General features: G+C 65.0%; 19 protein-coding genes. 5 read left to right on the top strand and 14 right to left on the bottom strand.

All coding sequences use genetic code 11. The features are described from left to right. On the top strand, window positions 1-558 hold a 558-nt coding region (locus tag ACV1FX_RS37240), incomplete at its 5' end, for a DUF2339 domain-containing protein (RefSeq protein WP_473122495.1). Window positions 559-561: 3 nt separating this feature from the next. On the opposite strand, the gene ACV1FX_RS37235 is transcribed toward ACV1FX_RS37240, so the two are convergent. The 7 genes from ACV1FX_RS37235 to ACV1FX_RS37205 all read right to left on the bottom strand — a co-directional run bounded on the left by ACV1FX_RS37235 (window position 562) and on the right by ACV1FX_RS37205 (window position 10,129). Next, window positions 562-2,250, bottom strand: a complete 1,689-nt coding sequence (locus tag ACV1FX_RS37235) for a methyl-accepting chemotaxis protein (RefSeq protein WP_473122494.1) — start codon at window positions 2,248-2,250, stop codon at window positions 562-564. 216 nt (window positions 2,251-2,466) lie between these two features. After that, entirely contained in the window at window positions 2,467-4,437 is a 1,971-nt protein-coding gene (locus ACV1FX_RS37230; protein WP_473122493.1) for a methyl-accepting chemotaxis protein, read from the bottom strand. 223 nt (window positions 4,438-4,660) lie between these two features. Then, window positions 4,661-6,397 carry a methyl-accepting chemotaxis protein gene (locus ACV1FX_RS37225; protein ID WP_473122492.1) on the bottom strand — a complete coding sequence of 579 codons (1,737 nt, stop codon included), beginning with the start codon at window positions 6,395-6,397 and terminating at the stop codon, window positions 4,661-4,663. Between the two features lie 207 nt (window positions 6,398-6,604). Further along, window positions 6,605-6,856: a DUF6894 family protein gene (locus ACV1FX_RS37220; protein WP_473122491.1), complete on the bottom strand. Its 252-nt coding sequence runs from the start codon at window positions 6,854-6,856 to the stop codon at window positions 6,605-6,607. Window positions 6,857-7,053: 197 nt separating this feature from the next. Beyond that, on the bottom strand, window positions 7,054-7,644 hold the full coding sequence (locus ACV1FX_RS37215; RefSeq protein WP_473122490.1) for a hypothetical protein: 591 nt from the start codon (window positions 7,642-7,644) through the stop codon (window positions 7,054-7,056). Window positions 7,645-7,835: 191 nt separating this feature from the next. Beyond that, on the bottom strand, window positions 7,836-8,822 hold the full coding sequence (gene acuI, locus ACV1FX_RS37210; RefSeq protein ID WP_473122489.1) for an acrylyl-CoA reductase (NADPH): 987 nt from the start codon (window positions 8,820-8,822) through the stop codon (window positions 7,836-7,838). Window positions 8,823-8,863: 41 nt separating this feature from the next. Next, complete coding sequence (locus tag ACV1FX_RS37205; RefSeq protein ID WP_473122488.1) at window positions 8,864-10,129, bottom strand: MFS transporter; 1,266 nt, start codon at window positions 10,127-10,129, stop codon at window positions 8,864-8,866. 352 nt (window positions 10,130-10,481) lie between these two features. Between ACV1FX_RS37205 and nadA the strand changes: the two genes are divergently transcribed. The 3 genes from nadA to nadC all read left to right on the top strand — a co-directional run bounded on the left by nadA (window position 10,482) and on the right by nadC (window position 14,258). Continuing rightward, window positions 10,482-11,585 carry a quinolinate synthase NadA gene (nadA, locus tag ACV1FX_RS37200; RefSeq protein WP_473122487.1) on the top strand — a complete coding sequence of 368 codons (1,104 nt, stop codon included), beginning with the start codon at window positions 10,482-10,484 and terminating at the stop codon, window positions 11,583-11,585. 175 nt (window positions 11,586-11,760) lie between these two features. Continuing rightward, complete coding sequence (locus ACV1FX_RS37195) at window positions 11,761-13,368, top strand: L-aspartate oxidase (RefSeq protein ID WP_473122486.1); 1,608 nt, start codon at window positions 11,761-11,763, stop codon at window positions 13,366-13,368. 14 nt (window positions 13,369-13,382) lie between these two features. Further along, window positions 13,383-14,258, top strand: coding sequence for a carboxylating nicotinate-nucleotide diphosphorylase (gene nadC, locus ACV1FX_RS37190; RefSeq protein WP_473122485.1), 876 nt, complete (start codon window positions 13,383-13,385; stop codon window positions 14,256-14,258). A gap of 75 nt (window positions 14,259-14,333) precedes the next feature. Here the strand turns inward: nadC and ACV1FX_RS37185 are convergent, their stop codons facing one another. From ACV1FX_RS37185 to ACV1FX_RS37175, 3 genes are all read right to left on the bottom strand, one after another. Further along, window positions 14,334-15,776, bottom strand: coding sequence for a cell wall hydrolase (locus ACV1FX_RS37185; protein ID WP_473122484.1), 1,443 nt, complete (start codon window positions 15,774-15,776; stop codon window positions 14,334-14,336). A gap of 609 nt (window positions 15,777-16,385) precedes the next feature. Further along, window positions 16,386-19,277 (bottom strand): pyruvate, phosphate dikinase, encoded by a 2,892-nt coding sequence (ppdK, locus tag ACV1FX_RS37180; protein WP_473122483.1) that lies wholly within the window; start codon window positions 19,275-19,277, stop codon window positions 16,386-16,388. Between the two features lie 95 nt (window positions 19,278-19,372). Then, window positions 19,373-19,528 carry a DUF3096 domain-containing protein gene (locus ACV1FX_RS37175; protein WP_473122482.1) on the bottom strand — a complete coding sequence of 52 codons (156 nt, stop codon included), beginning with the start codon at window positions 19,526-19,528 and terminating at the stop codon, window positions 19,373-19,375. A gap of 235 nt (window positions 19,529-19,763) precedes the next feature. Here ACV1FX_RS37175 and ACV1FX_RS37170 point away from each other — a divergent pair, with 235 nt between their 5' ends. Beyond that, window positions 19,764-20,117 (top strand): DUF1236 domain-containing protein, encoded by a 354-nt coding sequence (locus tag ACV1FX_RS37170; RefSeq protein ID WP_473122481.1) that lies wholly within the window; start codon window positions 19,764-19,766, stop codon window positions 20,115-20,117. A 253-nt stretch (window positions 20,118-20,370) separates the two neighbouring features. On the opposite strand, the gene glyS is transcribed toward ACV1FX_RS37170, so the two are convergent. The 4 genes from glyS to ACV1FX_RS37150 all read right to left on the bottom strand — a co-directional run bounded on the left by glyS (window position 20,371) and on the right by ACV1FX_RS37150 (window position 24,858). Continuing rightward, window positions 20,371-22,470 (bottom strand): glycine--tRNA ligase subunit beta, encoded by a 2,100-nt coding sequence (glyS, locus tag ACV1FX_RS37165; RefSeq protein ID WP_473122480.1) that lies wholly within the window; start codon window positions 22,468-22,470, stop codon window positions 20,371-20,373. Beyond that, complete coding sequence (locus ACV1FX_RS37160; RefSeq protein WP_473122479.1) at window positions 22,470-23,408, bottom strand: glycine--tRNA ligase subunit alpha; 939 nt, start codon at window positions 23,406-23,408, stop codon at window positions 22,470-22,472. The genes glyS and ACV1FX_RS37160 overlap by 1 nt, the downstream gene beginning before the upstream one ends. Before the next feature lie 245 nt (window positions 23,409-23,653). Beyond that, a complete protein-coding gene (locus ACV1FX_RS37155) occupies window positions 23,654-23,845 on the bottom strand; it encodes a hypothetical protein (RefSeq protein ID WP_473122496.1) in 192 nt (63 codons plus the stop codon). A gap of 104 nt (window positions 23,846-23,949) precedes the next feature. Then, a complete protein-coding gene (locus ACV1FX_RS37150; protein ID WP_473122478.1) occupies window positions 23,950-24,858 on the bottom strand; it encodes a S49 family peptidase in 909 nt (302 codons plus the stop codon). Window positions 24,859-24,902 lie beyond the last annotated feature (44 nt).

Raw genomic sequence — 24,902 nt, 5'->3', positions numbered from 1 at the left:
GGCCTGATCAGCGTGTTCGGCCTCCTGCTCCTGGAGAATCCGTGGCTGTTCAGCAGCATTGATGTCGGCGGCCTCGTGTGCAACCTGCTGCTGCTCGGCTATGCCCTGCCGGCGGTACTCATGCTGCTGCTCTCCTATGCGGTGGCGGGACATCGCCCCACGGCCTATGCCAATACGATTGCCGGCGGCGCGCTGGTGTTCGCTCTCGCATACGTGACGTTGGAGATCCGCCGCTTCTATCACGGGCCGGTGCTGCTCAATGGCGCGACAACGGCCGCCGAGCAGTACACCTATTCGATCGGCTGGCTGGGCTTCGGCGTGGTGCTGCTCGGCATCGGCCTCCTGATCAATTCCGAACGCGCGCGGCTCGCCTCCGCCGTCGTGATCGCGCTGACGATCCTGAAAGCCTTCGTCATCGACATGTCGACGCTGACAGGCGTCTGGCGGGCGCTGTCGTTCATGGGCCTCGGCATCGTGCTGGTCGCGATCGGCTGGCTCTACCAGCGGATTCTGTTCCGCCGGCAGGCGCCGCCAGCCGTGGCGCAGACGAGCGCGTGAGGATCAGGCCGCACGCACCGATTCCAGGAAGCTCGCGACCTCGACCTTGAGGCGCGTGCTGTCGGACGCAAGCGATTTCGCGGCCGACAGCACCTCGGTGGAGGCCGAGCCGGTCTCGATCGCACCGCGCTGCACGTCGGTGATGTTGGACGAGACCTCCTGTGTGCCGACCGAGGCCTGCTGCACGTTGCGCGAAATCTCCTGCGTGGCGGCGCCCTGCTCCTCAACGGCCGCGGCGATCGCCGACGACACCTCGGACAGCCGCTCGATGGTGCCGGCGATCTCCTTGATGGCACCGACGGATTCCTGCGTGGCCGACTGGATGCCCGAAACCTGGAGGCCAATCTCTCCGGTCGCTTTCGCAGTCTGTTCGGCGAGCGCCTTGACCTCGGATGCCACCACGGCAAAGCCACGGCCCGCTTCGCCGGCACGCGCGGCTTCGATCGTCGCGTTCAGTGCGAGTAGGTTGGTCTGTCCGGCGATCGTGTTGATGAGCTCGACGACGTCGCCAATGCGCGCAGCCGCCTGCGACAACGCGTTGACGCGCTCGTTGGTGCGCGCCGCCTGGTCGACGGCCTCCGCCGCCATCCGCGCCGATTCCTGCACCTGCCGGCTGATCTCGGTGATCGACGACGACAGCTCCTCCGACGCCGACGCGACCGACTGCACGTTGGTGGATGCTTCCTCGGAGGCCGCCGCAACCACGGTCGCGAGTTCCTTGCCGCGCTGGGCCGTGCCGCTCAGCGTGCTCGCGGACGCCTCGAGCTCGGTCGAGGCCGACGAGACGGTCTCGACGATCTCGCCGATCATGGCCTCGAAATTACGCGTGATGCCGTCGACCCGGCGCGCACGCTCGATCTTGGCCTCGGCATCGCGCGCCGCCGCCTCGTCGGCCGCCTTTTTCGCGATCAGCGCTTCCTTGAAGATCTGGAGCGCATCGGCCATCGAGCCGATCTCGGTCCGCGCGCCGCGATGCGGGACTTCGGCCGAGAGCTCGCCATTGCCGAGCGCCTGCATCGGCTGGACGATCGAGGCGATGCCGCGCGAGACGTCCTGCACCAGGAAATAGGCGGCCGCGATCGCGATCAGAACCGAGATCACGATGATGCCGAGCAGAACGCGAAATGTGAGGGCATAGCTGTCGGAGGCCTTCTTCGTCTCCGCCTCGGCGCCCTTGTTGTTGAGCTCGATGTCCTGCTGGAGCAGCGGATCGGCGGCCTGCGCCATCTTGGCGACCCGGGTCTGCAACAGCTCGTTGGCGTCAGCCGGGAAGTGACCGACGCCCTTACGCGACAGCGTCATCACCTCCTGCACGCCATTCAGATATTCGGCCCAAGCCGTGCTCCACCGGTCATAGAGGGCCCGCTCTTCGGGCGAGGTGATCAGGGGCTCATAGCTCTTGCGCGTCGTCTCAATGCGCTCGCGCAGCGACGCCAGCCGCTTGTCGGCGGCGTCCTTGCCCTCGGCGCTTTCCTGCATCAGGTGCAGGCGGAGTGCGACCCGCAGCTCGTTGATGTCGGCACGCAGCGATCCCAGCGCGCGGACGCTGGGCAGCCAGCTCTCGGAGATTTCGACCGTATGCGCGTTGATCGCCTGCAATGTCGAGATCGCCATCACGCCGATGCCGGCGAGCGCCAGCACCAGGGCGCTCAGGACGGTCAATATCTTCACTCGGATCGACAATTTCGACATTGCAAGACCTCGACAGGTGGACGGTACGCAAAGCAGGCACGCGATCGTTGCCGCCACGATCGCCGAAATGCGGCGATCGGACGGGGGTCATTCCGACAAATGCTGGCTGGTTCTCTTTGGGCCGAAGATGCACCACAAGTTCCAAGCCACGGTTAATTCGAAACTCCGTAGTATTACGGACTACGACGTCCTACAGCCTCAAATTGTAATCTCCGACTATGCCGCACGAACGGACTCCAGGAAGCGCGCGACTTCGCTCTTCAGCCGATTGCTCTCCAGCGACAGCGACTGGGCCGAGGCATGAACCTGGGCCGAAGCAGCACCCGTCTCCCCGGCCCCCCGCTGCACGTCACCGATGTTGGCGCAAACCTGCGAAGTGCCGTGCGCTGCGTGCTGGATATTGCGGGAAATTTCCTGGGTCGCAGCACCCTGCTCCTCTACGGCGGCGGCGATGGTCGAGGCAATCTCGGACATCCGCGCGATGGTGTCGCCGATCTCCCTGATGGCACCGACGGAATCGCCCGTCGCGGTCTGGATGGCGCCGATATGCTGGCTGATTTCGCCGGTCGCCTTTGCGGTCTGCTCGGCGAGGGCCTTCACCTCGGTCGCGACGACGGCGAAGCCCTTGCCGGCCTCGCCGGCGCGCGCCGCCTCGATGGTGGCGTTGAGCGCGAGCAGATTGGTCTGGCCGGCAATGGTATTGATCAGCTCGACCACGTCGCCGATGCGGCTCGCCGCCTTGGTCAGTTCGGCGACGCGTGCGTTCGTGCGCTGCGCCTGCTGGACCGCGGCATCCGCCACGCGCGCCGATTCCTGCACCTGACGGCTGATCTCGGTGATCGAGGAGGTCATCTCCTCGCTTGCCGAGGACACCGACTGCACATTGGCGGAAGCCTCTTCCGAGGCTGCGGCAACCGCGGTGGCGAGGCCGTTGGAGCGCTCCGCCGCCCGCGTCAGCGTATTGGACGAGGCTTCGAGCTCTGTTGCCGCCGACGACACCGTCTCGATGATCTCGCCGACCGCACCCTCGAAACCGTCGGCGAGACGCTGCATGTCCGCCTTGCGCGTCTCGCGCTGCCGCACCTCCACCTCGGACTGCTCGGCACGCAGCCGCTCGGCCTCCGCCATGTTGTTGCGGAAGATCTCGACCGCGCCGGCCATCGCGCCGATCTCGTCCTTGCGCCCGAGACCGGGCACGGTGATCGAGAGCTCGCCACGCGCAAGCCGCGTCATCGCGCTCACCATGGCGGAAAGCGCTCTGGAAATCGAACGTCCCAGCAAAAATCCGACCGTGGCCAGCAGCAGCACCGTGACGCCGAAGGCGACCATCATCCAGAAGCCCACCGCATTGCGCGTCGCGGCCTCGGCGGCGTCTGCCTCCTTGTAGGTGCGATCGACGGCATTGCGGACGTCGATGATCAGCGGCTCGATCTCGCGAAACGTCTTCATCATGCTCGCGTCATAGGCCGCGCTCTGTTGCGCCGTCTCAGCCCAGCTCGAAAACTCCGACTGGTACTTTTGCAGCTTGGCCGTGATGTCGGCCATGACCGGTGCGGGCACGGCCGCGACCTCCATCGCCTTGACGAATTCGAGTGCCGCCTTCTTCAGCTCGGCGACGTATTTCGGGTCGCGTCGCAGCATGAAATCCTTTTCATGCCGCCGCATCATCAGCATCCAGCTCGTCAGCCGCGGATTGTCGATCTCCCTCAGCTTGGCCTCGATGTCATGCACGGCGGCGCGCAGCGAGCCGGAAAGGCCCAGATTCTCATTGAGGCCGAGCTTGGTTTCGGTCGCGACCAGCGCGGTGAAATCGACGGCATAGTGTTTGAAGCCATCCTCGGCCTGCCGCGTCTTGTCCGACAGCGCAGTCATGCCGCCGGCCGACATCAAGCGCTGCAACTCGTCGAAATCCCGCGTGATGGGTCCGATCAGTTCGGCATGGGCCTTGGCATAGCTCTCGTTCCTGCGCTGCTGAAAGTTCTTCTCGTTGCGGCGCGCCTCGAGCAGCTCGATCGAGAGCTGCTTGTTGAGGTCGGAGATCGCACGCGCGCGGTTCGCAACGGCCCGCGAATTGTCCTGCGACAGGCTGCCGATCTCGTAGATCGAGCCGAACGCCATCAGGCCGACGAGTCCGAAAAGGCCGATCGCCATCACCTTATGGGTGAGGCGGATGGAGAGGCCGCTCATGAATGTGCTCCGAAACGCTCGACGTGCAAATGGCCGAAAAGGACAGGGCGGGGTGACAGAAATATTACGGGGATGATGCCTGCTCGGCTTTTCTGGAAAGTTAACCGTACGGCTTTTTCATCGCTGCATCGCACAACCGCCGCGGCTCGCCCGCGGCGGTTCGGACGAGATCGGACTCGGAAGGCAGAGGCGAACAGCCGCGCGATCGTGTCCGACGGCAGTGCTAGGCCGCACGCACGGTATCGAGGAATTTTCCGACCTCGAGCTTCAGCCGGTTGCTGTCACCGGCGAGCGACTGCGCGGCCGCCAGCACCTGCGTGGACGCCGCCCCGGTCTCGCCCGCGCCGCGTTGAACGTCGGTGATGTTGGACGACACCTGATGCGTGCCCTGCGCCGCCTGCTGCACATTGCGCGAGATTTCCTGCGTCGCAGCGCCCTGCTCTTCCACTGCGGCCGCAATTGTCGAGGAGACCTCCGACAGCTTTTCGATGGTGTCGCTGATATCGCGGATCGCGTTGACCGACTCCTGCGTCGCCGTCTGAATGCCGGAAATCTGCTGGCCGATCTCGCCGGTCGCCTTGGCGGTCTGCTCGGCCAGCGCCTTGACCTCGGAGGCCACGACGGCGAAGCCGCGACCGGCCTCGCCGGCGCGCGCCGCTTCGATGGTGGCGTTGAGCGCGAGCAGGTTGGTCTGGCCGGCGATGGTGTTGATCAGCTCTACGACGTCGCCGATGCGGGTGGCCGCCTTCGACAATTCGCTGACGCGCTCGGTCGTGGTGCGCGCCTGGCCGACTGCCTCATTGGCGACGCGCGCGGACTGCTGCACCTGCCGGCTGATCTCGGTGATCGATGAGGAGAGCTCCTCCGTCGCCGAGGCAACCGACTGCACGTTGGTAGAGGCCTCTTCGGACGCCGCGGCGACCATCGTGGTCAGCTCCTGCGCGCGGTCCGCAGTGGACGTGAGCGTCGAAGCCGATGCTTCGAGCTCGGTCGCGGCAGAGGACACGGTGTCGACGATCTCGCCGACTGCCGCTTCGAAACCGTTGGCGAGCTTGTGCATCTCGGCCTTGCGCTGCGCGGCGGCAATCTGGTCCTGCCTGATCTTGGTCTCGGCTTCCTCACGCGCCTTCTGCTCGGACACGACCTTGAACTTCTCGACGGCCGCGGCGACGCCGCCGACCTCGTCCTTGCGGCCGAGCCCCGGCAGCACCACGGAGAAATCGCCGCCGGCGAGCTTGTCCATTGCCACCGTGAGCGCACGGATCGGCCGCGCAATCGTCAGGAACGACATGAGCCAGGAGAGCATCAGGACGAGCACGGCACATGCGCCGACCGCCATGCCGGTGTGCTCGCTGGAGGCCATCTCCTGCACGGCTCCGGCGATCTCCTCCTCGCTCCTGTGCTTGGCGAACTCGGCAATCCGGCTGGTGGCCTCGTCCATTTGGCTCGCGGTCGGCAGCGTGACCTCGCGGCTGATGCGCGCGCTCTCTTCAACAAGTTTGCTGAGACGAGCAGCAGAGTCCGTGCCGGTTGCAGCGATGACCTCGCTACGGATCGCTGCGATCTGCTCGGCACCTTTGACATAATCGCCGGAGAGATTCTTGACCTTCTCGATCCGCGCGTGATTTTCCGGTGATTTCGACAGCTTGAGCATCGCGTCGGCGGTGGTGTTCAGCGACCTTGCGCGCTCGAGGAGAACGTCAGTCGCTTTTTGCAGCTCAGCGGCATTGTTGGCGAGCCGGATATCCCGGACGCTGAGTTGCATGCTGCGCACCCAGAGCCTGGCTTCGACAGCGTCGCGCGCCAGCTCCTGCTGCGCGAACGCCTCCTGGTTGGAACGACGCACACTGCCGTTGCCAACGATCTGGCTCGCGATCATGGCGACGACCAAGAGAACACCGAACGCCGACGTCGCCGCCAGCTTGGTACCGATCCGCAAATTCTGGACAAGGCTCAGCATGGGTACGTTTCCCGGAGATGTGCGGCCACATCATTGTCGGCCGCCGCGGCGTTGATCGCCCTTGCCTAAAAGCTGAGCGCCGGGAATTCCAATTTGGTTAACAACACACGCCGGAAAAATACGGGAACTATGCAGAAAACCCATGAAAAGCAGCACGGAATGCGCGCTTAACAAGTTAACCACACGCGGCGGTAGGCTGCTCGGATTCTAGTCAATGCGGCTGCGCTCGTTCACGACCTCGCCCGCCAGGCTGATGCGAAACACGAGTTGCTTGTTCTCGTCCAGGAGATCCATGTGCCATTGCGCGTTGGGCTTCAGGCCGCGTGCGATACCGCCGAGCAGGCTCGCGCAAACTTCCGTCATCTCGCTCCAGGCCGCCGCGCGATCCTCGAAGTCATAAGCATGATCGGATGCTCCGGAATAGCGGCCGGTGCTGATCCGAAAGTAATACAGCGCCATCGTCGAACCCTATCATCAGGCCGCTCCCTGCCGGCCGCGACGCAAGGCTGTGGTGCAAACGGCTACCAACGCATGAAAACCGCCGCCCGTATGACTACGGCGCGGCGGCGGACACAGCTCGTCGGGTTTCAACGATAACGACGCGGAAAGCGTACGCGCTCGTTTGGCAAGGCTAGGTAGAAGGCTCGGTCGAAGGCTCAGTCGGTCGAGCGGCGCAGCTCGAGCGGGCCGCCATTCTTCGGCGCTTCGGGCTTTGCTTCCGACTTCACGGGCTCGATGCGACCGGTCTCGACGCGCGGCGTCTCGACACGCGCGGCGACTTCGGTTGCGGATGCACTGACGGAGCCGGTCGTGCGCGGCAATCGCGGCCGCGCCGCCGCGCGCGCCATCAGCATCTGGTTGCCACCCTGGTGGTGGAAATCGCAATAGGCAAAGCCCATGCCCGAGACCGAGCCGCGGAAGCTGCGATCGTCGGTCTTTTCCAGGTTGAAGCAAGGTTCGAACGGAATGCCCTTGATCGAGGCGCAGACGTTCTGGCCGCGAATCTGGAGCGTGTTGCCCGGCAGGCGAAGATGCCGGACCGGACCTGCGCCCGAGAACTGCACTGCGCCGGCGGCGCCTAGGTCGTCGAGAATGCGGCCTGCCCCGCGGGTCCCGTCGAAGCAGGTGAAGGCGAACACCTTGCCGGCGACAAAGCGGCGCGCCTCATCGGCATTCATGCTTCCAGCAAAGGCCGGCACAATCGCTGCTGCCGCCGTAACGGCCCCCAACACAAAACGCGCAAGCATGCTCTTACTCCGACAACCCCAGTAGCGGGCAAGCCTGATCTCTTTACCCGCTGCTTACCATACTAACCGTGGCGACATTGAGTTACCAAAAGCAGAATATCATCGGCCTTGGCCGATGGCAGATTTCGGTAACCATACCAATTCAACCGTTGCGACATTGAAGCAGCTTGGTTGGTAAAGTCTGAACGCCGTTAGAGAATTTTTACCACGATACGGCCGCGGACCTCGCCCGCAAGAATCTTCGGGCCCCATTCGAGGGTTTGGTCGAGTGGAATTTCCTTAGTGATTTCAGATAGTTTGGTCCGGTCTAGATCGGAGGCGAGGCGCTGCCAGGCGGCTTTTCGGGGCTCGATCGGGCACATCACCGAATCGATGCCGAGAAGGCACACCCCACGCAAAATGAAGGGCGCGACCGAGGACGGCAGGTCCATGCCGGCGGCAAGACCGCAGGCGGCGATGGCTCCGCCATACGTCGTCATCGACAACAGATTCGCGAGCGTGGTCGAGCCGACGCTGTCGACGCCGCCGGCCCAGCGCTCCTTGGCGAGCGGCTTGGCGGGCGCTGACAGCTCGTTGCGGTCGATCACTTCGGCCGCTCCCAATTCCCTGAGATAGCCTGCTTCCGCCGCGCGGCCGGTGGAGGCGATGACGTGGTAGCCGAGCTTTGACAGCACGGCGGTCGCAACCGAGCCGACGCCACCGGCCGCGCCCGTCACCACCACGGGACCGCTCTTCGGCGAGATGCCCTGCTTCTCCAGCGCCAGCACTGCGAGCATCGCGGTGAAGCCGGCGGTGCCGATCGCCATGGCATCCCGCGCCGACAGGCCCTGCGGCAGCGCGACCAGCCAGTCGCCCTTCACCCGCGCCTTCTCGGCATAGGCGCCGAGATGCGTTTCGCCCATGCCCCAGCCGGTGCAGACGACCTTGTCACCCGCCTTCCATTGCGGATGGGAGGAATTTTCGACAGTCCCGGCGAAGTCGATGCCGGCGATCATCGGGAAGCGCCGCACCACCGGCGCCTTGCCGGTGAGCGCGAGGCCATCCTTGTAGTTCAACGTCGACCACTCGACGCGCACGGTGACATCACCGTCCATCAGTTCGGCTTCGTCGAACTGCGTGAGCGCGGCGGTCGTTCCCTTGTCCGCCTTGTCGATCCGGATCGCCTTGAACGTTGCCATGGCAAAACTCCCTGAATTGTTTTCAGGCGATGTTTAGCCCATCAGGCAGGCTGCGCAACCGCTCGCGCGACGGGTTTCTCGACGATCGGAAGATTGATCAGCGCGGAGAGTACGCCGAACAGGATCGAGAGCCACCAGATCGGCGTATAGGAACCGAAGCGCTCGAACACGATGCCGCCAAGCCAGACGCCGAGGAAGCCGCCGACCTGATGGCTGACGAAGGCAAACCCATAGAGCGTGGCGAGCCAGCGCGTGCCGAACATCAGTGCCACCAGCGACGAGGTCGGCGGCACGGTCGAGAGCCACATCAGGCCCGACACCGCACCGAAGGCGACCGCGGAGAACGGCGTGATCGGGAACGAAATGAAGGCGAGCGTTGCGAGCGCACGAATGAAATAGATCGTCGAAAGAATGTAGCGCTTGGGCAGATAATTCTGCAGCCAGCCGACGCTCAGCGAGCCCACCATGTTGAAGAGCCCGATGGCGGCGATCACCCAGCCGCCGACATGCGTGGAGATGCCGCGATCGACGAGGAACGCCGGCAGATGCACGGTGATGAAGGCAAGCTGGAAGCCACACGTGAAGAAGCCGAGCACCAGCAACACGTAGGAGCGATGGCCGAAGGCTTCAGCAAGCGCCCTGGTGAAGGACTGCTCGTCGGTGGCGGGCGTGCCGGACGGGCTCGCAACCGGCGGCGTGGACAGCGCGAGCGACAGCGGAACGATCAGAAGCATCAGGCCGGCGAACACCGTGAGCGCCTGCTGCCAGCCGAAATTATCGATCAGCGCGACGCCGACGGGCGCGAACAGGAATTGCCCGAACGAGCCGGCCGCAGTGCCTGCGCCCAGCGCGAGGCCGCGCTTCTCTGCCGGCAGGAGCTTGCTGAAGGCCGACAACACGAGATTGAACGAGCAGCCGGCAAGGCCGAAGCCGACCATGACGCCGGCGCCGATGTTGAGCGACAGCGGCGTCGAGGAATAACGCATCAACAGGAGGCCGCCGGCATAGAGCACGGCACCGACACACATCACGCGAAACAGGCCGAAGCGATCTGCGACCGCACCGGCGAAGGGCTGGCCCAGCCCCCACAACAGATTCTGCAGGGCGATCGCGAGGCCGAAGACGTCGCGGCCCCAGGAAAATTCATGGCTCATCGGCTGGACGAAGAAGCCGAGGCTGGACCGCGGGCCAAAGCTCAGCATACCGATGGCGCAGCCGCAGAGAATGATGATCGCCGGCGTGCGCCAGGGAGAAGGAGACTTGGAAGAACGCGAAACCGGACCGGCATCGCCCACACTTGCTGACATGCAATATCCCCTTTTCTGCCGTTGGCGGTCCGCACCAGATCGCCGCGCCCGTAGCAGTTAATGCATCTGCATGAAAATCCCAAGAGGGGCGCCGAACATTGCAGACCTGCAGAATCTTGCGCGGAGCCACCGCACGGGAATGTGTCCGGATGGCTCTGGCGGTCGGCACTTTCGCATGCTATGTTTGATTTACTCATATTGAGCATATCGATATGAGCTACGGACCCCTTCCCGAGCTGCGGATGTTGTCCGGCAAAAGCTGATTGCGGCTCGCGAACCCAACCGGCCGGAAAGGCCGGATTTCTAACGGCCTACATATACTCAAATTGAGTATATAGAACGGGAGACCTCGATGCCGATCTCTGCAATTTACGGTCCCGACGATCTTACCAAGCTGCCGCTGGGCCACCCGGCTCCCATTGCGCGCAAGCCCGCCCATCGCGGCCCGGCCTTGCCACGGCCTTCGCTGGAATGGACGCCTGAGGTCGAGCAGGCCACGGCGCTTCTCTACGAGCGCGTGAAGCACGTGATCCCGTCGATCGAGTGGCCGCTGATGGCGCCAACCATCAAGGCGATCAACGAGCTGAAGCGGGCGCGCAATGCGGTGATCCTCGCGCACAACTACCAGGCGCCGGAGATCTTTCACTGCGTCGCCGACATCGGCGGCGACTCGCTCCAGCTCGCGGTCGAGGCGACCAAGGTGAAGGCAGACGTCATCGTGCAATGTGGTGTGCACTTCATGGCGGAGACCTCAAAGCTGCTCAATCCGGACAAAACGGTGCTGATCCCGGACTCCCGTGCCGGCTGTTCGCTCGCCGCCAGCATCACGGGCGCAGACGTGCGCCTGCTGCGCGAAAAATTTCCGGGCGTGCCCGTCGTCGCCTATGTCAACACCTCCGCGGAAGTTAAGGCCGAGGTCGACATCTGCTGCACCTCATCCAACGCGCTGCAAGTGGTCGAAAGCCTCGGCGCGGGAAGCGTGATCTTCCTGCCCGACCAATACCTCGCGAGGTACGTGGCCTCGAAGACCGACGTGAAGATCATCGCCTGGAAAGGCGCCTGCGAGGTGCACGAGCGCTTCACCGGCGAAGAGCTGCGCAGCTTTCGCGAAGCCGATCCGTCCGTGCAGATCATCGCGCATCCGGAATGCCCGCCGGACGTGCTGGCAGAGGCCGACTTCACCGGCTCGACCGCACACATGATCAACTGGGTGCGCGAGAAGCGGCCGAAGCGGCTGGTCATGATCACCGAATGCTCGATGGCCGACAATGTGCGCGCCGAATTGCCCGACGTCGAGATGCTGCGCCCCTGCAACCTCTGCCCGCACATGAAGCGCATCACGCTGTCGAACATTCTGGAAAGCCTGCTGACGCTCGGCGAGGAAGTCACGATCGATCCCGCCATCGCCGAGCGCGCGCGGCATTCGGTCGAGCGGATGATCAATCTGAACAACTAGCGCCACAACCAACACTGTCGTCCCGGACAAGCGCAGCGAAGCGGAGCGCAGATCCGCGACCCATAACCACAGGCAGATGTCGTCGCGAAGAACGACGTCAAACAGCTTCGCAAAACAGCTTCTGCCGCGGGTTATGGGTCCTGGCTTTCGCCAGGACGACAATAAGGAGAAAGCCATGTCCAACACCATCCACAACCTCACCCGCACCACCGACGACGTCGTCATCGTCGGCGGCGGCCTTGCCGGGCTGTTCTGTGCGCTGAAGCTGGCGCCGCGACCCGTGACGCTGATCTCGGCGGCGCCGCTCGGACAAGGCGCGTCGTCCGCATGGGCGCAAGGCGGCATCGCGGCGGCCGTCGGTGAAGGCGATAGCCCCGAGGCGCATGCGGCCGACACGGTCGCGGTCGGCGCCGGTCTCGTCGACGAAGCCGTCGCGCTCGGGATCGCACGCGAGGCAGCGCCGCGCATTCACGATCTTCTCAGCTACGGCGTACCGTTTGACAGGGATCTCGAGGGCAGGCTCGCGGTGGGGCGCGAAGCCGCGCATTCGGCGAGGCGCATCGTACATGTGCGCGGTGACATGGCCGGCGCGGCGATCATCGCAGCGCTCAGCGAGGCCGTACGCCGCACGCCGTCGATCCGCCTGATCGAAGGCGTTGTCGCCGAGGCGCTGCTGGCCGAAGATGGCGCCGTCACCGGATTGCAGCTCCGCGACGTCGGCAATGCGACGTCCCGTCCTGTCATCATCGCTTCGCGCGCAGTGGTTCTGGCCACCGGTGGTATCGGCCATCTCTACGCCGTCACGACCAACCCGCTGGAAGCAAACGGATCGGGGCTCGCGATCGCTGCACGGGCCGGCGCCGTCATCGCCGATCCGGAGTTCGTGCAGTTCCACCCAACCGCCATCATGGCCGGCCGCGACCCCGCGCCGCTTGCGACCGAAGCGCTGCGCGGCGAAGGCGCGGTTCTGATCAACGGCAGGGGCGAACGCTTCATGGCGCAACGCCATCCGCTCGCTGAACTGGCGCCGCGCGACATCGTCGCGCGCGGCGTGTTCGCGGAGATCGCCGCGGGCCGCGGCGCATTCCTAGATGCGCGGGAGGCGTTGGGTGCGCGCTTCGCGGAAAGATTCCCGACCGTCCACGCAAGCTGCATCGCCGCCGGCCTCGATCCGGTAACGCAGCCGATCCCGATTGCACCGGCTGCGCACTATCACATGGGCGGCATCGCGGTGGACGCGCGCGGCCGCACGTCCATCGACGGGCTCTGGGCCGGTGGCGAGGTTTCGTCGACCGGCGCGCATGGCGCCAACCGCCTTGCCTCGAATTCGCTGCTGGAGGCCGTCGTCTATGCCGCGCGCATCGCGGAGGACATCGCCGGACACACGATCCCCTCGCCGGCCCGGCTACCGGAGGCGCTGATCACGCCCCGCAACGTCACAATCGACAAGCGGGCCGAGACCGGTCTGCGCGCCATGATGAGCGCGCATGTCGGCGTGATCCGCGACCGGGAAGGGCTTGCGCAGGCCGTGCAACATTTAGCGGAGCTCGAGCGCGCTGCCGGAAGCGCCGCGCTGCGCAACATGGCGACCACGGCACTGCTCGTCGCCGCCTCCGCCTTCGCGCGGCAAGAGAGCCGCGGCGCGCATTTCCGCTCCGACCATCCGGCCGAGGCGCCGGCCTTCGCGAAACGGACCATGACAACTCTCACCGCGGTGCGCGAGATCGCCGCAACGCTGACCGAGCAACCCGCGCGCCGGACGGCGCAAGCCATGATCGCCTGACGGAGATTCTTGTCATGACCCCAGCTTCCCTGCTCCATCCCGACGCCTTCCTGTCACCGCTCGCGATCGACGAGGCCGTACACCGCGCACTCGACGAGGATCTTGGCCGCGCCGGCGACATCACCTCGCTCGCGACGATCCCCGAGGCCAACACCGCCCAGGCAATCCTGGTGGCCCGGCAAGCCGGCGTGATCGCCGGCCTGCCGCTGGCGCTGGCGACGCTGCAAAAGCTCTCCGATGCAATCAAGGTGCAGGCGCACGTTCGCGATGGCGCGAGCGTGAAGGCCGGACAGCGCGTGCTGGAGATCACCGGCCCTGCCCGCGCCATTCTCACCGCAGAGCGGACCGCGCTGAACTTCGTCGGCCGGCTCTCCGGCATTGCGACACTGACGGCCGACTATGTCCGCCAGACCGAAGGCAGCAAGCTGCGGATCTGCTGCACGCGCAAGACCACGCCGGGGCTGCGTGCGCTGGAGAAATACGCGGTGCGCTGCGGCGGCGGCTTCAACCACCGCTTTGGCCTGGATGACGCGATCCTGATCAAGGACAACCACATCGCCGTCGCCGGCGGCATCCGGCCCGTGCTGGAACGCGCCCGCAGCCACGCCGGCCATCTCGTCAAGATCGAGATCGAGGTCGATACGCTCGCACAACTGCGCGAGGTGCTGAACACGGGCCTTGCCGACGCGGTGCTGCTCGACAACATGGATGTTGCGACGCTGCGCGAGGCGGTGAAGCTCGCGGAAGGCCGCGTCGCGCTGGAAGCATCCGGCGGTGTCACGCTGGAGTCGATCCCGGCGATCGCAGCGACCGGCGTCGACTACGTCTCGTCCGGCGCGCTGACACACTCGGCACCGAACTTCGACTGCGCGCTGGATATCGAGGCGTGACGGCCTTGCCTCTCCCCGCTTGCGGGGCGAGGGAGCGGACCGACGCTTGGACTATGATTGCGCTACTCTCTAACGCTACCGCCGCTCGGTCGCACCGAGTTCGGCCGAGCTCTTGGCTTCCTGCGCGAGCTCGGCTGAGAGCGCGGCGGTCTGCGCCGGCGTACCCCAGCTCGGCTCCTCGCTGCCGTCACCCCAGGCGCGCGGCCGGTAAAAGGTGTGCACGCCGAACTTGTACATCTTCTTCATCTCGGCGACCCAGGATGGGCGCACCCAATAGGCGTGGTAGTGTGTCGACTTGCCGACCTCGGGCAGCCAGATCTGGCCGTCCAGCGTTGCCTTCGCGATCTTCTTGGCGCGCTCCCACATATCGGGCTCACGGATCACGTCGGGATTGTTGTCGCAGGCGAAGGTGAACTGGCAGGCGAAGTGGCGGTACTTGTTCTGATAGACCACGCCGCAGACGGTGTCCGGATATTTGCCGGAGAACACGCGGTTCATCACCACCTGCGCAACCGCCATCTGGCCACGCACGGCCTCGCCGCGCGACTCGAAGTACACGGCTTCGGCCAGGCATTTCTCTGATTTGGCGCGCGACTTCTCGTCGAGGGCGAGCCGTTCGGCCGGCGACCGGACACGCTGGTCGTCGGCGTTGACCTCGCCCTTGGGCGCAACGCTCTCGCCGCTCTCGGTCGCCCTTTGGGCCTCCTCCGACGACGGTGGCAGCGAGGCCATTACCTTCATGTCGGGGTCCGGCATCACGATCAGCGGCTCGGCGCCGGGCTGCCAGCTCTCCATGCTCTCGAGACTGCCGCCGAGGGACGAACTGCCGAAGAACAGGTTCGAGGTCTTGACGCTGAAGGGATCGCGCGACGGCGCGGCCGGGGCCCGCTTCAAATCGTTAAGCGGCTGCGAAAGCGACAGCGCCGCTTCGCTTGCCGGTGGCGTGGTCGAATATTGCGGCAGCGGCGGCGCGCGCAGCGCCTCCTCGAGTTCGGGATCGAGCGCGGCCGCGGACTCCGGCGACATCGCCTGTGGCAACACGGCCGTCTTGGCGCCAAAGACCGAGCTGTTCGACGTTGCCGGATCCTGCGCGGCGGGCGCTGCGGATGGCGCGTCGGATTCAGCGGGCGCGGGCGTGACGGTCGCGAGACGATCGCCCTTCAGCGTGCGATCCACGCGCGGAAAATCGGCGGCCTGATAGCGCGGCGGCGTCTGGAGCGCCGGATTGCGCGAGATGCTGCCCGTGATGTCGCGATCGTCCAGGCTCGCGAGGCGATAGCTCGCGCTCTGCGGAACCGCGGTTCCGATCGGGCGAGCAAAGCTGTAGGTGGCGAGCTGGATCGAGGACGCGGCGGAAAATACCTGCTTCTGCCAGCGCTCGGCGACGCCCGGCTGGCGCGCGAGCAGCGAAGCAATGTCCTGATATCCGGTCTCTCTCGGCATCAATGCGAAGATGCAGAGACCGATGCCGAAGGACGCGAACCGCGCGCCCTTCGGATGGTTACGCAACACAAACATCGATACGCTCACGCAACGCTTACGCTTGAGAAGATCGAACACAGTGCGTCCGCGCAATTCGATCCGTTTTGTTGGTATCTAATTTAGGTTGCCGCGGAGTTAATCGACGTTGCTCGTGCACCACACTCAAGCAATCGCAGATGTTTTCGCGAGGTGATCGGGCGCGCTGGTAAATGCGACCTCACGCGAAGAGGTAAATGCCTGGTCAACGCACATGGTGAAGGAACTCTTTATGACGCGTGTCATCGCGGGACATGCATCAACCAACACCGTCATTGCGCAACGAGCAACGAGCCTTCCAAACAGCCGCTGTCATTCCCCGCGAAAGCGGGGAATCCAGTACGCCGGGGCTTATCGATTCTAGCACGACCGTCTCGGAGTGCTGGATCGCCCGGACAAGCCGGGCGATGACATCGAGAGCGTGTAGAGCGCTTACCCCAAGCTCCTCATTGCGAGGAGCGAGCGATGAAGCAATCCAGATTTTTTTTCGCGGCGGCAGTCTGGATTGCTTCGCTGCGCTCGCAATGACGGCGCGGATAGCACGGCGACCAAAATGAAAAGAGGCGGAGCATTCGCCCCGCCTCTTCGTTTTCGAATCTCGGTCGCGTTCTACGCCTGACTTGCGACCTGCTTGCCGAGCGCGGCCTGGGCTGCCGCAAGGCGTGCGATCGGCACGCGATAGGGCGAGCAGGACACGTAGTCGAGGCCGATCGCGTGGCAGAACGCCACCGATGCGGGATCGCCGCCGTGCTCGCCGCAGATGCCGACCTTGAGCGAAGCGCGAGTCTTGCGGCCGCGCGCAACGCCGATCTTGACGAGCTCGCCGACGCCTTCCTGATCGAGCGCAATGAAGGGATCGATCTGCAGAATTCCCTTGGTCACATAAGGACCGAGGAAGCTCGCGGCGTCGTCGCGGCTGATGCCGTAGGTGGTCTGCGTCAGGTCGTTGGTGCCGAAGGAGAAGAACTCCGCCGACTGCGCGATCTCGGCCGCAAGCAGGCAGGCGCGCGGCAATTCGATCATGGTGCCGACCTGATAGGCGAGCTTGGTGTTGGTGTCGCGCATCACCGCCTGGGCTGTGACATCGATGCGCGCCTTGACGAGGTCGAGCTCGGCCTTGGTCGCGATCAGCGGCACCATCACCTCGAGGCCCACGGCCTTGCCGGTGCGCCGCTGCGCCTCGACCGCGGCCTCGAAGATCGCGCGCGCCTGCATCTCGGCGATCTCGGGATACGCGATCGCGATGCGGCAGCCGCGGAAGCCGAGCATCGGATTGAACTCCGAGAGCTCGCGCGCACGGTCAGCCAGGCGGCGCGGGTCGGTGTTCATGGCGCGTGCCACCTCCTCGACCTCGGCATGGGTGTGCGGCAGGAATTCATGGAGGGGAGGATCCAAAAGCCGGATCGTGACGGGCAGGCCCTTCATGATCTCGAACAGCTCGACGAAGTCCGCGCGCTGCATCGGCAGGAGCTTTGCGAGCGCAGCACGGCGCGACTGCTCGTCCTCGGAGAGAATCATCTCGCGTACCGTGCGGATGCGAGTCTCCTCGAAGAACATGTGCTCGGTGCGGCACAGGCCAATGCCTTCCGCGCCGAACTTGAGCGCGGTGCGCGCATCCTCCGGCGTATCGGCGTTGACACGCACGCCGATCTTGCGGACCTGGTCGGCCCAGGTCATCAGCGTGCCGAACTCGCCGGACAGTTCCGGCTCGATCATCGGCATGCGGCCGGCAAGCACCTGGCCGAGCGAACCGTCGATGGTGATGACGTCGCCGGTCTTGAAGGTGCGCGAGCCGATGCTCATGGTGCCGCGGCCGTAATCGACGCGGATGGTGCCGCAGCCGGAGACGCAGGGCTTGCCCATGCCGCGCGCGACCACCGCCGCGTGCGAGGTCATGCCGCCGCGGGTGGTGAGGATGCCCTCGGCCGCATGCATGCCGTGGATGTCTTCGGGGCTGGTCTCGATGCGGACCAGGATGACCTTGCGTCCGTCGGCCTGAAGCTTGGCGGCTTCATCCGAAGAGAACACGATCTCGCCGGAGGCCGCACCAGGCGAAGCCGGCAGGCCGGTCGCGATCACATCGCGCTTGGCATTGGGATCGATGGTCGGATGCAGCAGTTGATCGAGCGAAGCCGGATCGATGCGCGTCACCGCTTCCTTCTTCGAGATCAGGCCTTCATTGGCGAGCTCGACCGCGATGCGCAGCGCGGCCTTGGCCGTGCGCTTGCCGCCGCGGGTCTGCAGCATCCAGAGTTTGCCGCGCTCGACGGTGAACTCCATGTCCTGCATGTCGCGGTAGTGCTTCTCGAGCTGCGTGTAGATGCGCGTCAGCTCCTTGAACGCCTCGGGCATCGCCGTTTCCATCGACGGCTTGTCGGACCCGGATTCCTTCCGCGCATCCTCGGTGATGTCCTGCGGCGTGCGGATGCCCGCCACCACGTCCTCGCCCTGCGCGTTGATCAGGAACTCGCCGTAGAGCTTGCTCTCGCCGGTCGAGGGATTGCGGGTGAAGGCGACGCCGGTCGCCGACGTCTCGCCCATGTTGCCGAACACCATGGCCTGCACGTTGACCGCGGTGCCCCAGGATTCCGGAATGTCGTGCAGCTTGCGGTAGGTCATCGCGCGCGCGTTCATCCAGGATGAGAACACGGCGCCGATCGCGCCCCAGAGCTGGTCGTGCGGATCCTGCGGAAACTCCTTGCCGGTCTCGTGCGCCACCGCATCCTTGTACTTGCCGACCAGGTCGACCCAGTCCTCGGCGGTGAGGTCGGTGTCGAGCGCGTAGCCCTGGCTGTCCTTGAAGCTGTCGAGGATTTCCTCGAAGTGGTGATGCTCGAAGCCGAGCACCACGTCGGAATACATGGTGATGAAACGGCGATAGCTGTCATAGGCAAAGCGGCGGTCGCCCGACAGCTCCGACAGCGCTTCCACGGTCTCGTCGTTGAGGCCGAGATTGAGCACGGTGTCCATCATGCCCGGCATCGAGGCGCGCGCGCCGGAGCGCACCGAGACGAGCAGCGGGTTCTTGGCATCGCCGAACGCCTTGCCGGTCAGCTTGCCGACATAGTCGAGCGCCTTCTCGACCTGCGCTTTCAATTCCTTCGGATAGGTCTTCTCGTGGGCGTAGAAATAGGTGCAGACCGAGGTCGGGATGGTGAAGCCGGGGGGCACCGGCAGGCCGAGATTGGCCATCTCGGCGAGGTTGGCGCCCTTGCCGCCGAGCAGGTCGCGCATTTCGGATTTGCCCTCGGCCTTGCCGTCGCCAAAGGTGTAGACCCACTTGCCCGCCTTGGCGGCAGGTGCCGGCTTCGCAGCCGGCTTGTTCGAAGGCTTGCTCACTGCCTTGGCCGCCGGCTTGGCGACCGGCTTCGGAGCAGCCTTGACCGGGCTCTTCACGGCGCTCTTGGGCAGCGCCTTGCGGGCCGCCGGCGCGGTCTTCGCCTTTGCGGAGGACTTTGATTTCGCTGGTATTTTTTTAGGCTTCGAGGCGGCTTTGGCCATGGCTTGCACACAACCTGCGAGAGGAACGGGAAATCGCGGGCCTTACACCATTTTGGGCGGGCTCGCGCAAGTCGGACTGATGGAGGATTAGGACTTTACAGGTGAAGCCACTTCAAAAGGCCAAGCCCGATCGCGCCGTTCAGGATCAGGAAGATCGCGACGATCAGGTTGAGGAGCCGCGGCATGATCAGGATGAGCACGCCCGCGAGCAGCGACATGATCGGCGAGATGTGGGCGACGGTGAGGTGCATGAAATATCTTTCTCGAGGCATGTGGGTGATGCGAATCGCGGCCGGATCATACCGGCCCCGGTTCCGCGAGTAGAGACGCACGAGCTCATGTTTGAGTTCCGTCCTTCGCGAAAACTGCCTGAAATTGCCTCGGATGCGGCGCTCAATCTTTCGGAACAACGGGCGGGGCGCATGCATTGGCCAACCGGGTCGCGCCACTGGCGTGGCGCCGAATCATCTTCGTGAGGAGTTGCCCATGCGGAACAGGATTCTTGCACTTGCAGCGCTTGGCGTCGCACTCGGTGCGCCCGTCGCGGCACAGGCGCAAGCTGACGTCACGATCGGCCGTGCGCCCGTCGTGGTCGAGCGCAGCCCTGGCATCGCCGTCGAACAACGTCCGGCGTTTCGCGATTACGTCGTCGAGCAGCGTGTGCCCGCCTTCAGCGTGCCCGACCGGATCGTGGTCGGCACCGTGCTGCCGGAGACCGGCGTCACCTCTTACGACGTGCCGCAGCGCTTCGGCGCGACGACCTATCGCTACACCGTCGTGAACGGCGAGACCGTGCTGGTCGAACCGCGCTCGCGGCGCATCGTCGAGGTACTCGACTAGGTGTCCGGCGCGTCTCACTGGACTTGTCAAAGCAAGCCTTGGCGCGAATAGAGTTTTCGGACATCAGGCCCTGCCCGGTCCTCCCCCCGCCGGGCGGGGCTTTTTCTTACGCGCGCTCTCGTGTCCCGGGCAAGCGAAGCGCTGACCCGGGACCCAGAAGCAGAAGCAGAGTGCACGCGGCATGGGCCCCGGATCAGCAGCGCACCACGCCGCAAGCGGCGGCGCGCTGCGCAGCATCCGGGGCACGAGATCGTCAATCCTGGATCTTGGAGAAGTCCGCCACCGCGCGCGTGGCGCTGCGGATTTCGTTCAGCAGCTTCAGCCGGTTCTCGCGCACCTTCGGGTCCTCGTCGTTGACGCGGACCTTGTCGAAGAAGGCATCGACCGGCGGACGCAGCTTGGCCATCGCGCTCATCGCCCGGGCGAAATCTTCCTTTGCAACGGCTGCGCCTGCTTCCGCCTTCACCTCGCCGATCGCTTTCGCCAGCGCTTTCTCCTCCGTGAGGCTGTAGAGCGCCGCATCAGGTACGCCGTCGAACGTGCGCTTGTCCTTCTTCTCCTCGATCGAGAGGATGTTGCTGGCGCGCTTCGTGCCGGCGAGCAGGTTCTTGCCGTCGTCACTGTCAAGGAACTTGCCGAGCGCCTCGACGCGGCGAACGATCATCAGGAGATCATCCTGGCCGCCGAGCGCAAACACCGCGTCGACGAGATCGTGACGCGCGCCCTGCTCACGGAGCTGGACTTTCAGGCGATCTGCGAAGAAGGCGAGGAGATCGTTCGGGATCTTCTGCGCATCTGCGGGCTTGACCGACAAACCGCCGAGCGCTGACGCAGCCACCTTCAGGAGCGACAGGCGAAGCGCGTTCTCGGCAATCAGCCGAATGACACCCAACGCCGCACGGCGCAGCGCATACGGATCCTTGCTTCCCGTTGGCTTTTCGTCGATCGCCCAGAAGCCGGCGAGCGTATCGAACTTATCCGCCAGCGCAACTGCGACGCTGACCGGATCGGTCGGCACGCGATCGGCCGGCCCTTGCGGCTTGTAATGCTCCTCGCATGCGGCGGCGACGGACGCGTCCTCGCCCTGGGCCAACGCGTAGTACTTGCCCATCAAGCCCTGCACTTCCGGAAATTCGCCGACGACCTCAGTCAGCAAATCCGCCTTCGCCAGACGCGCCGCGCGCGTTGCCTTGGCGACATCGGCGCCGACCAGCGGCGCGATCTCGGCCGCCAGGCGCTCGATGCGCTTGATGCGCTCGGCCTGTGTGCCCAGCTTCTCGTGGAACACGATCTGCTCGAACTTCGGCAGCCGGTCCTCGAGCTTCGCCTTCAGGTCGGTCTCGTAGAAGAACTTCGCATCGCTCAGCCGCGCGCGGATCACGCGCTCGTTGCCGGAGACGATCGCCTTGCCGCCGTCGGTCGCCTCGATATTCGCAATCAGGATGAACTTGTTGGCAAGCTTGCCCGTTTTGGGATCGCTCACCACGAAGCACTTCTGGTTGTTGCGGATGGTGGCGCGGATCACTTCAGCCGGGATCGACAAGAACTCCTGATCGAACGAGCCCATCAGCACGACCGGCCATTCAACGAGGCCCGCGACCTCGTCGAGCAGGTTCTGGTCCTCGACCAGCTCAAAGCCTTGCGCAAAGGCGAGCTGCTTGGCGTCGGTCAGGATCGCATCCTTGCGGCGCTCCGGATCGAGCACGACCTTGGCGTCGAGCAGTTTCGCCTCGTAGTCCTCGAAGCGGCGCACGTTGATCGCGGCTGGTGCCAGGAAACGATGGCCGTAGGTGGTCTGGCCGGTCTCGATGCCGTCGACGGAGAACTTCACCACGTCAGGCTCTTCGGTCTCGAGGCCGAAGGTCGCGGTGATCGCGTGCAGCGGACGCACCCAGTTGAGCGAGCCCGACTTGGCCGAGCGCGCGCCCCAGCGCATCGATTTCGGCCAGGGGAAGGTGCGGATGATCACGGGCAGGATCTCGGCGATCACGTCGATCGCCGCGCGGCCCGGTTTCTCGATCAGCGCGATGTAGAAGTCGCCTTTCTTGTCGCTCTGGATTTTTGCCTCGCTGAGCGACGACAGACCCGTGGCTTTCAAGAATCCCTGGATCGCGGGCTCAGGTCCGCCGACGCGCGGGCCACGGCGTTCTTCCTTGAGATCGGGCTGACGCACGGGGATACCGTGCACGGTGAGCGCAAGGCGGCGCGGCGTCGCAAACGCCTTCGCGCCTTCATAGACGAGGCCTTCGGCGACGAGCTTGTCGGTGACCATGCGCCGCAGATCGTCGGCCGCCTTGGCCTGCATGCGCGCGGGAATCTCTTCCGAGAACAATTCCAAGAGAAGATCGGGCATCAGGCCACTCCGCCCGCTTCGGTGTGCACCCAGGCCTCGCCGCAGGCCTTGGCAAGCTCGCGCACCCGGAAGATGTAGCTCTGCCGCTCGGTCACGGAGATGACGCCGCGCGCATCGAGCAGATTGAAGACGTGGCTCGCCTTGATGCACTGGTCATAGGCGGGCAGCGCCATCAGGTGCTCCCTGCGGTTGCTGGCTTCGCGCCAGCCGGCGGCGAGATATTTCTTGCAGGCTTCTTCCGCCATCTTGAACTGCTCGAACAGCATCGCGGTGTCGGCATATTCGAAATTGTGCCGCGAATATTCCTGCTCGGCCTGAAAGAAGACGTCCTTGTAGGTGACCTTCTGGTCGCCTTCGCGGCCGTTGAAGTTGAGGTCCATGATGCGGTCGACGCCCTGCAAATAGCAGGCAAGCCGCTCGAGCCCGTAGGTGAGTTCGCCCGCGACCGGCGCGCATTCGACGCCGGCGACCTGCTGAAAGTAGGTGAACTGCGACACTTCCATGCCGTCGCACCAGCATTCCCACCCCAGGCCCCACGCGCCCAGCGTCGGGCTCTCCCAGTCGTCCTCGACGAAGCGGATGTCGTGCACGGCGGAGTCGATGCCGATCGCGGCGAGCGACTTCAGGTACAGCTCCTGAAGGTCCGGCGGCGACGGCTTGAGGATCACCTGGAACTGGTAATAGTGCTGGAGCCGGTTGGGGTTCTCGCCGTAGCGGCCGTCCTTGGGGCGGCGCGAGGGCTGCACATAGGCGGCATTCCACGGCTTCGGGCCGAGCGCGCGCAAGGTGGTCGCGGGGTGAAAGGTGCCGGCGCCGACCTCCATGTCGTAGGGCTGGAGGATCACGCAGCCGTAATCCGCCCAATAGCGTTGCAGCGCCAGGATCAGGCCCTGGAACGAGCGGTCCGGGCGCATATGGGCGGGCAATGAGGCGTCCATCGTCAGGTCAGGCTTTCGCGGGGGGTTTGAATCGCGCGGGACCGTATCGACGGAGGGGACGGGAATCAAGGCAGAGGGGGGCCTTCTTACCTCTCCCGCTTGCGGGAGAGGTCGGCGCGAAGCGCCGGGTGAGGGTTCTCTCCATACGGGGCTTTCCCAATGCGGAGACAACCCCCTCCCCGCCCTCCCCCGCAAGCGGGAGAGGGAGCGCACCTTCACGGCGGCTAGAGTGAACTTCCTATCGGCTAACCCGGCCGGTACGCCCCGGTGACGGGGTCGCGCTTCAGCGTCTGGATTTCTCCCGCGCGGGCGGTTTCGGCGACGCGCGACAGGCGCATCTCCTCCAGCTCCTGATTGATCCGGACAGCGGTCTTGTAGGCCCAGCGGACCACGGCAAGTCCGCCCAGGACGCCCGCGAATGCGACGAACGGCGGCATCGGTCGATCCTTGTTCAATGCTCAGCCCCCAAGCGCATTCTCGCGCAGACGGGCTCGCGCCGCAATTGGCTTGGTTCGGACCAAATGGCGCGGACAGGCGGCTGCTAGAACCCGAATTTCGCCCAAATCGCCCGTGTTTCCAGCGCCGAGATCAGCTCATCCGGCAGCCCGGCCATCCCGTCCAGGGCCGAAAGCTGGCCTGCGCCGGGTGATTTGCGGCCAAACAGGCCCGACAGCAGCCCGGTCGGCTGCGCGATCACGGGGGTGAGAACCTTCTCGCCAAAGCGGGCACGAAGAGTTGAGCGGAGATCGCCGATCCCGTCGGCAAGCCCCAGCGAGATCGCGGTATCGCCCGCCCAATATTCGCCGGTGAACAGCGTGTCCTCACCGCCCTTCAGGCGCGCGCCGCGGCTCTCCTTCACCAGCGCGATGAAGATTGCATGGATCTCGCGCTGAAGCTTCTTCAGCCGCGCCACGTCGTCCGGGTTTTCGGGCAGGAACGGATCGAGCATCGCCTTGTGCTCGCCGGCGGTATAGAGCCGCCGCTCGATGCCGAGCCGCTTGATCGCCTCCTGGAAGCCGAAGCTGCCGCCGACCACGCCGATCGAGCCGAGGATCGAGGAGGGATCGCAGAAGATCTCATCGCCCGCGCAGGCGATCATGTAGCCGCCGGAGGCGGCGACGTCCTCGACGAACACCAGGACCTTGAGCTTCTTCTCGGCCGCAAGCTGCTTGATGCGCAGGTAGATCTGGCGCGACTGCACCGGTGAGCCGCCGGGCGAGTTGATGACGAGCGCCACCGCCTTGGCATTCCGGAAGGAGAAGGCGCGCTCCAGCAGCCGCGCGATGCCCGCGAGCGTCATGCCCGGACGCAGCGGCGTCACCGCGCCGATCACGCCGGAGAGCCGCACCACCGGCACGACCGCAGCCCCGGGGCGAAAGCGCGCCGGAAGATATTCCATGCATTTGTCGATCAGGCCGGACGTGTTGGGATCATTCGAATGTTCGGCCATGCCGTTACCTCGTCTTAACCATTTCTTATCACGCGACTGTCATT

Source organism: Bradyrhizobium ingae (genome assembly GCF_055791185.1).
Note: the sequence above shows the minus strand (reverse complement) of the source record. Positions and strands in the feature narration are given on the sequence as shown.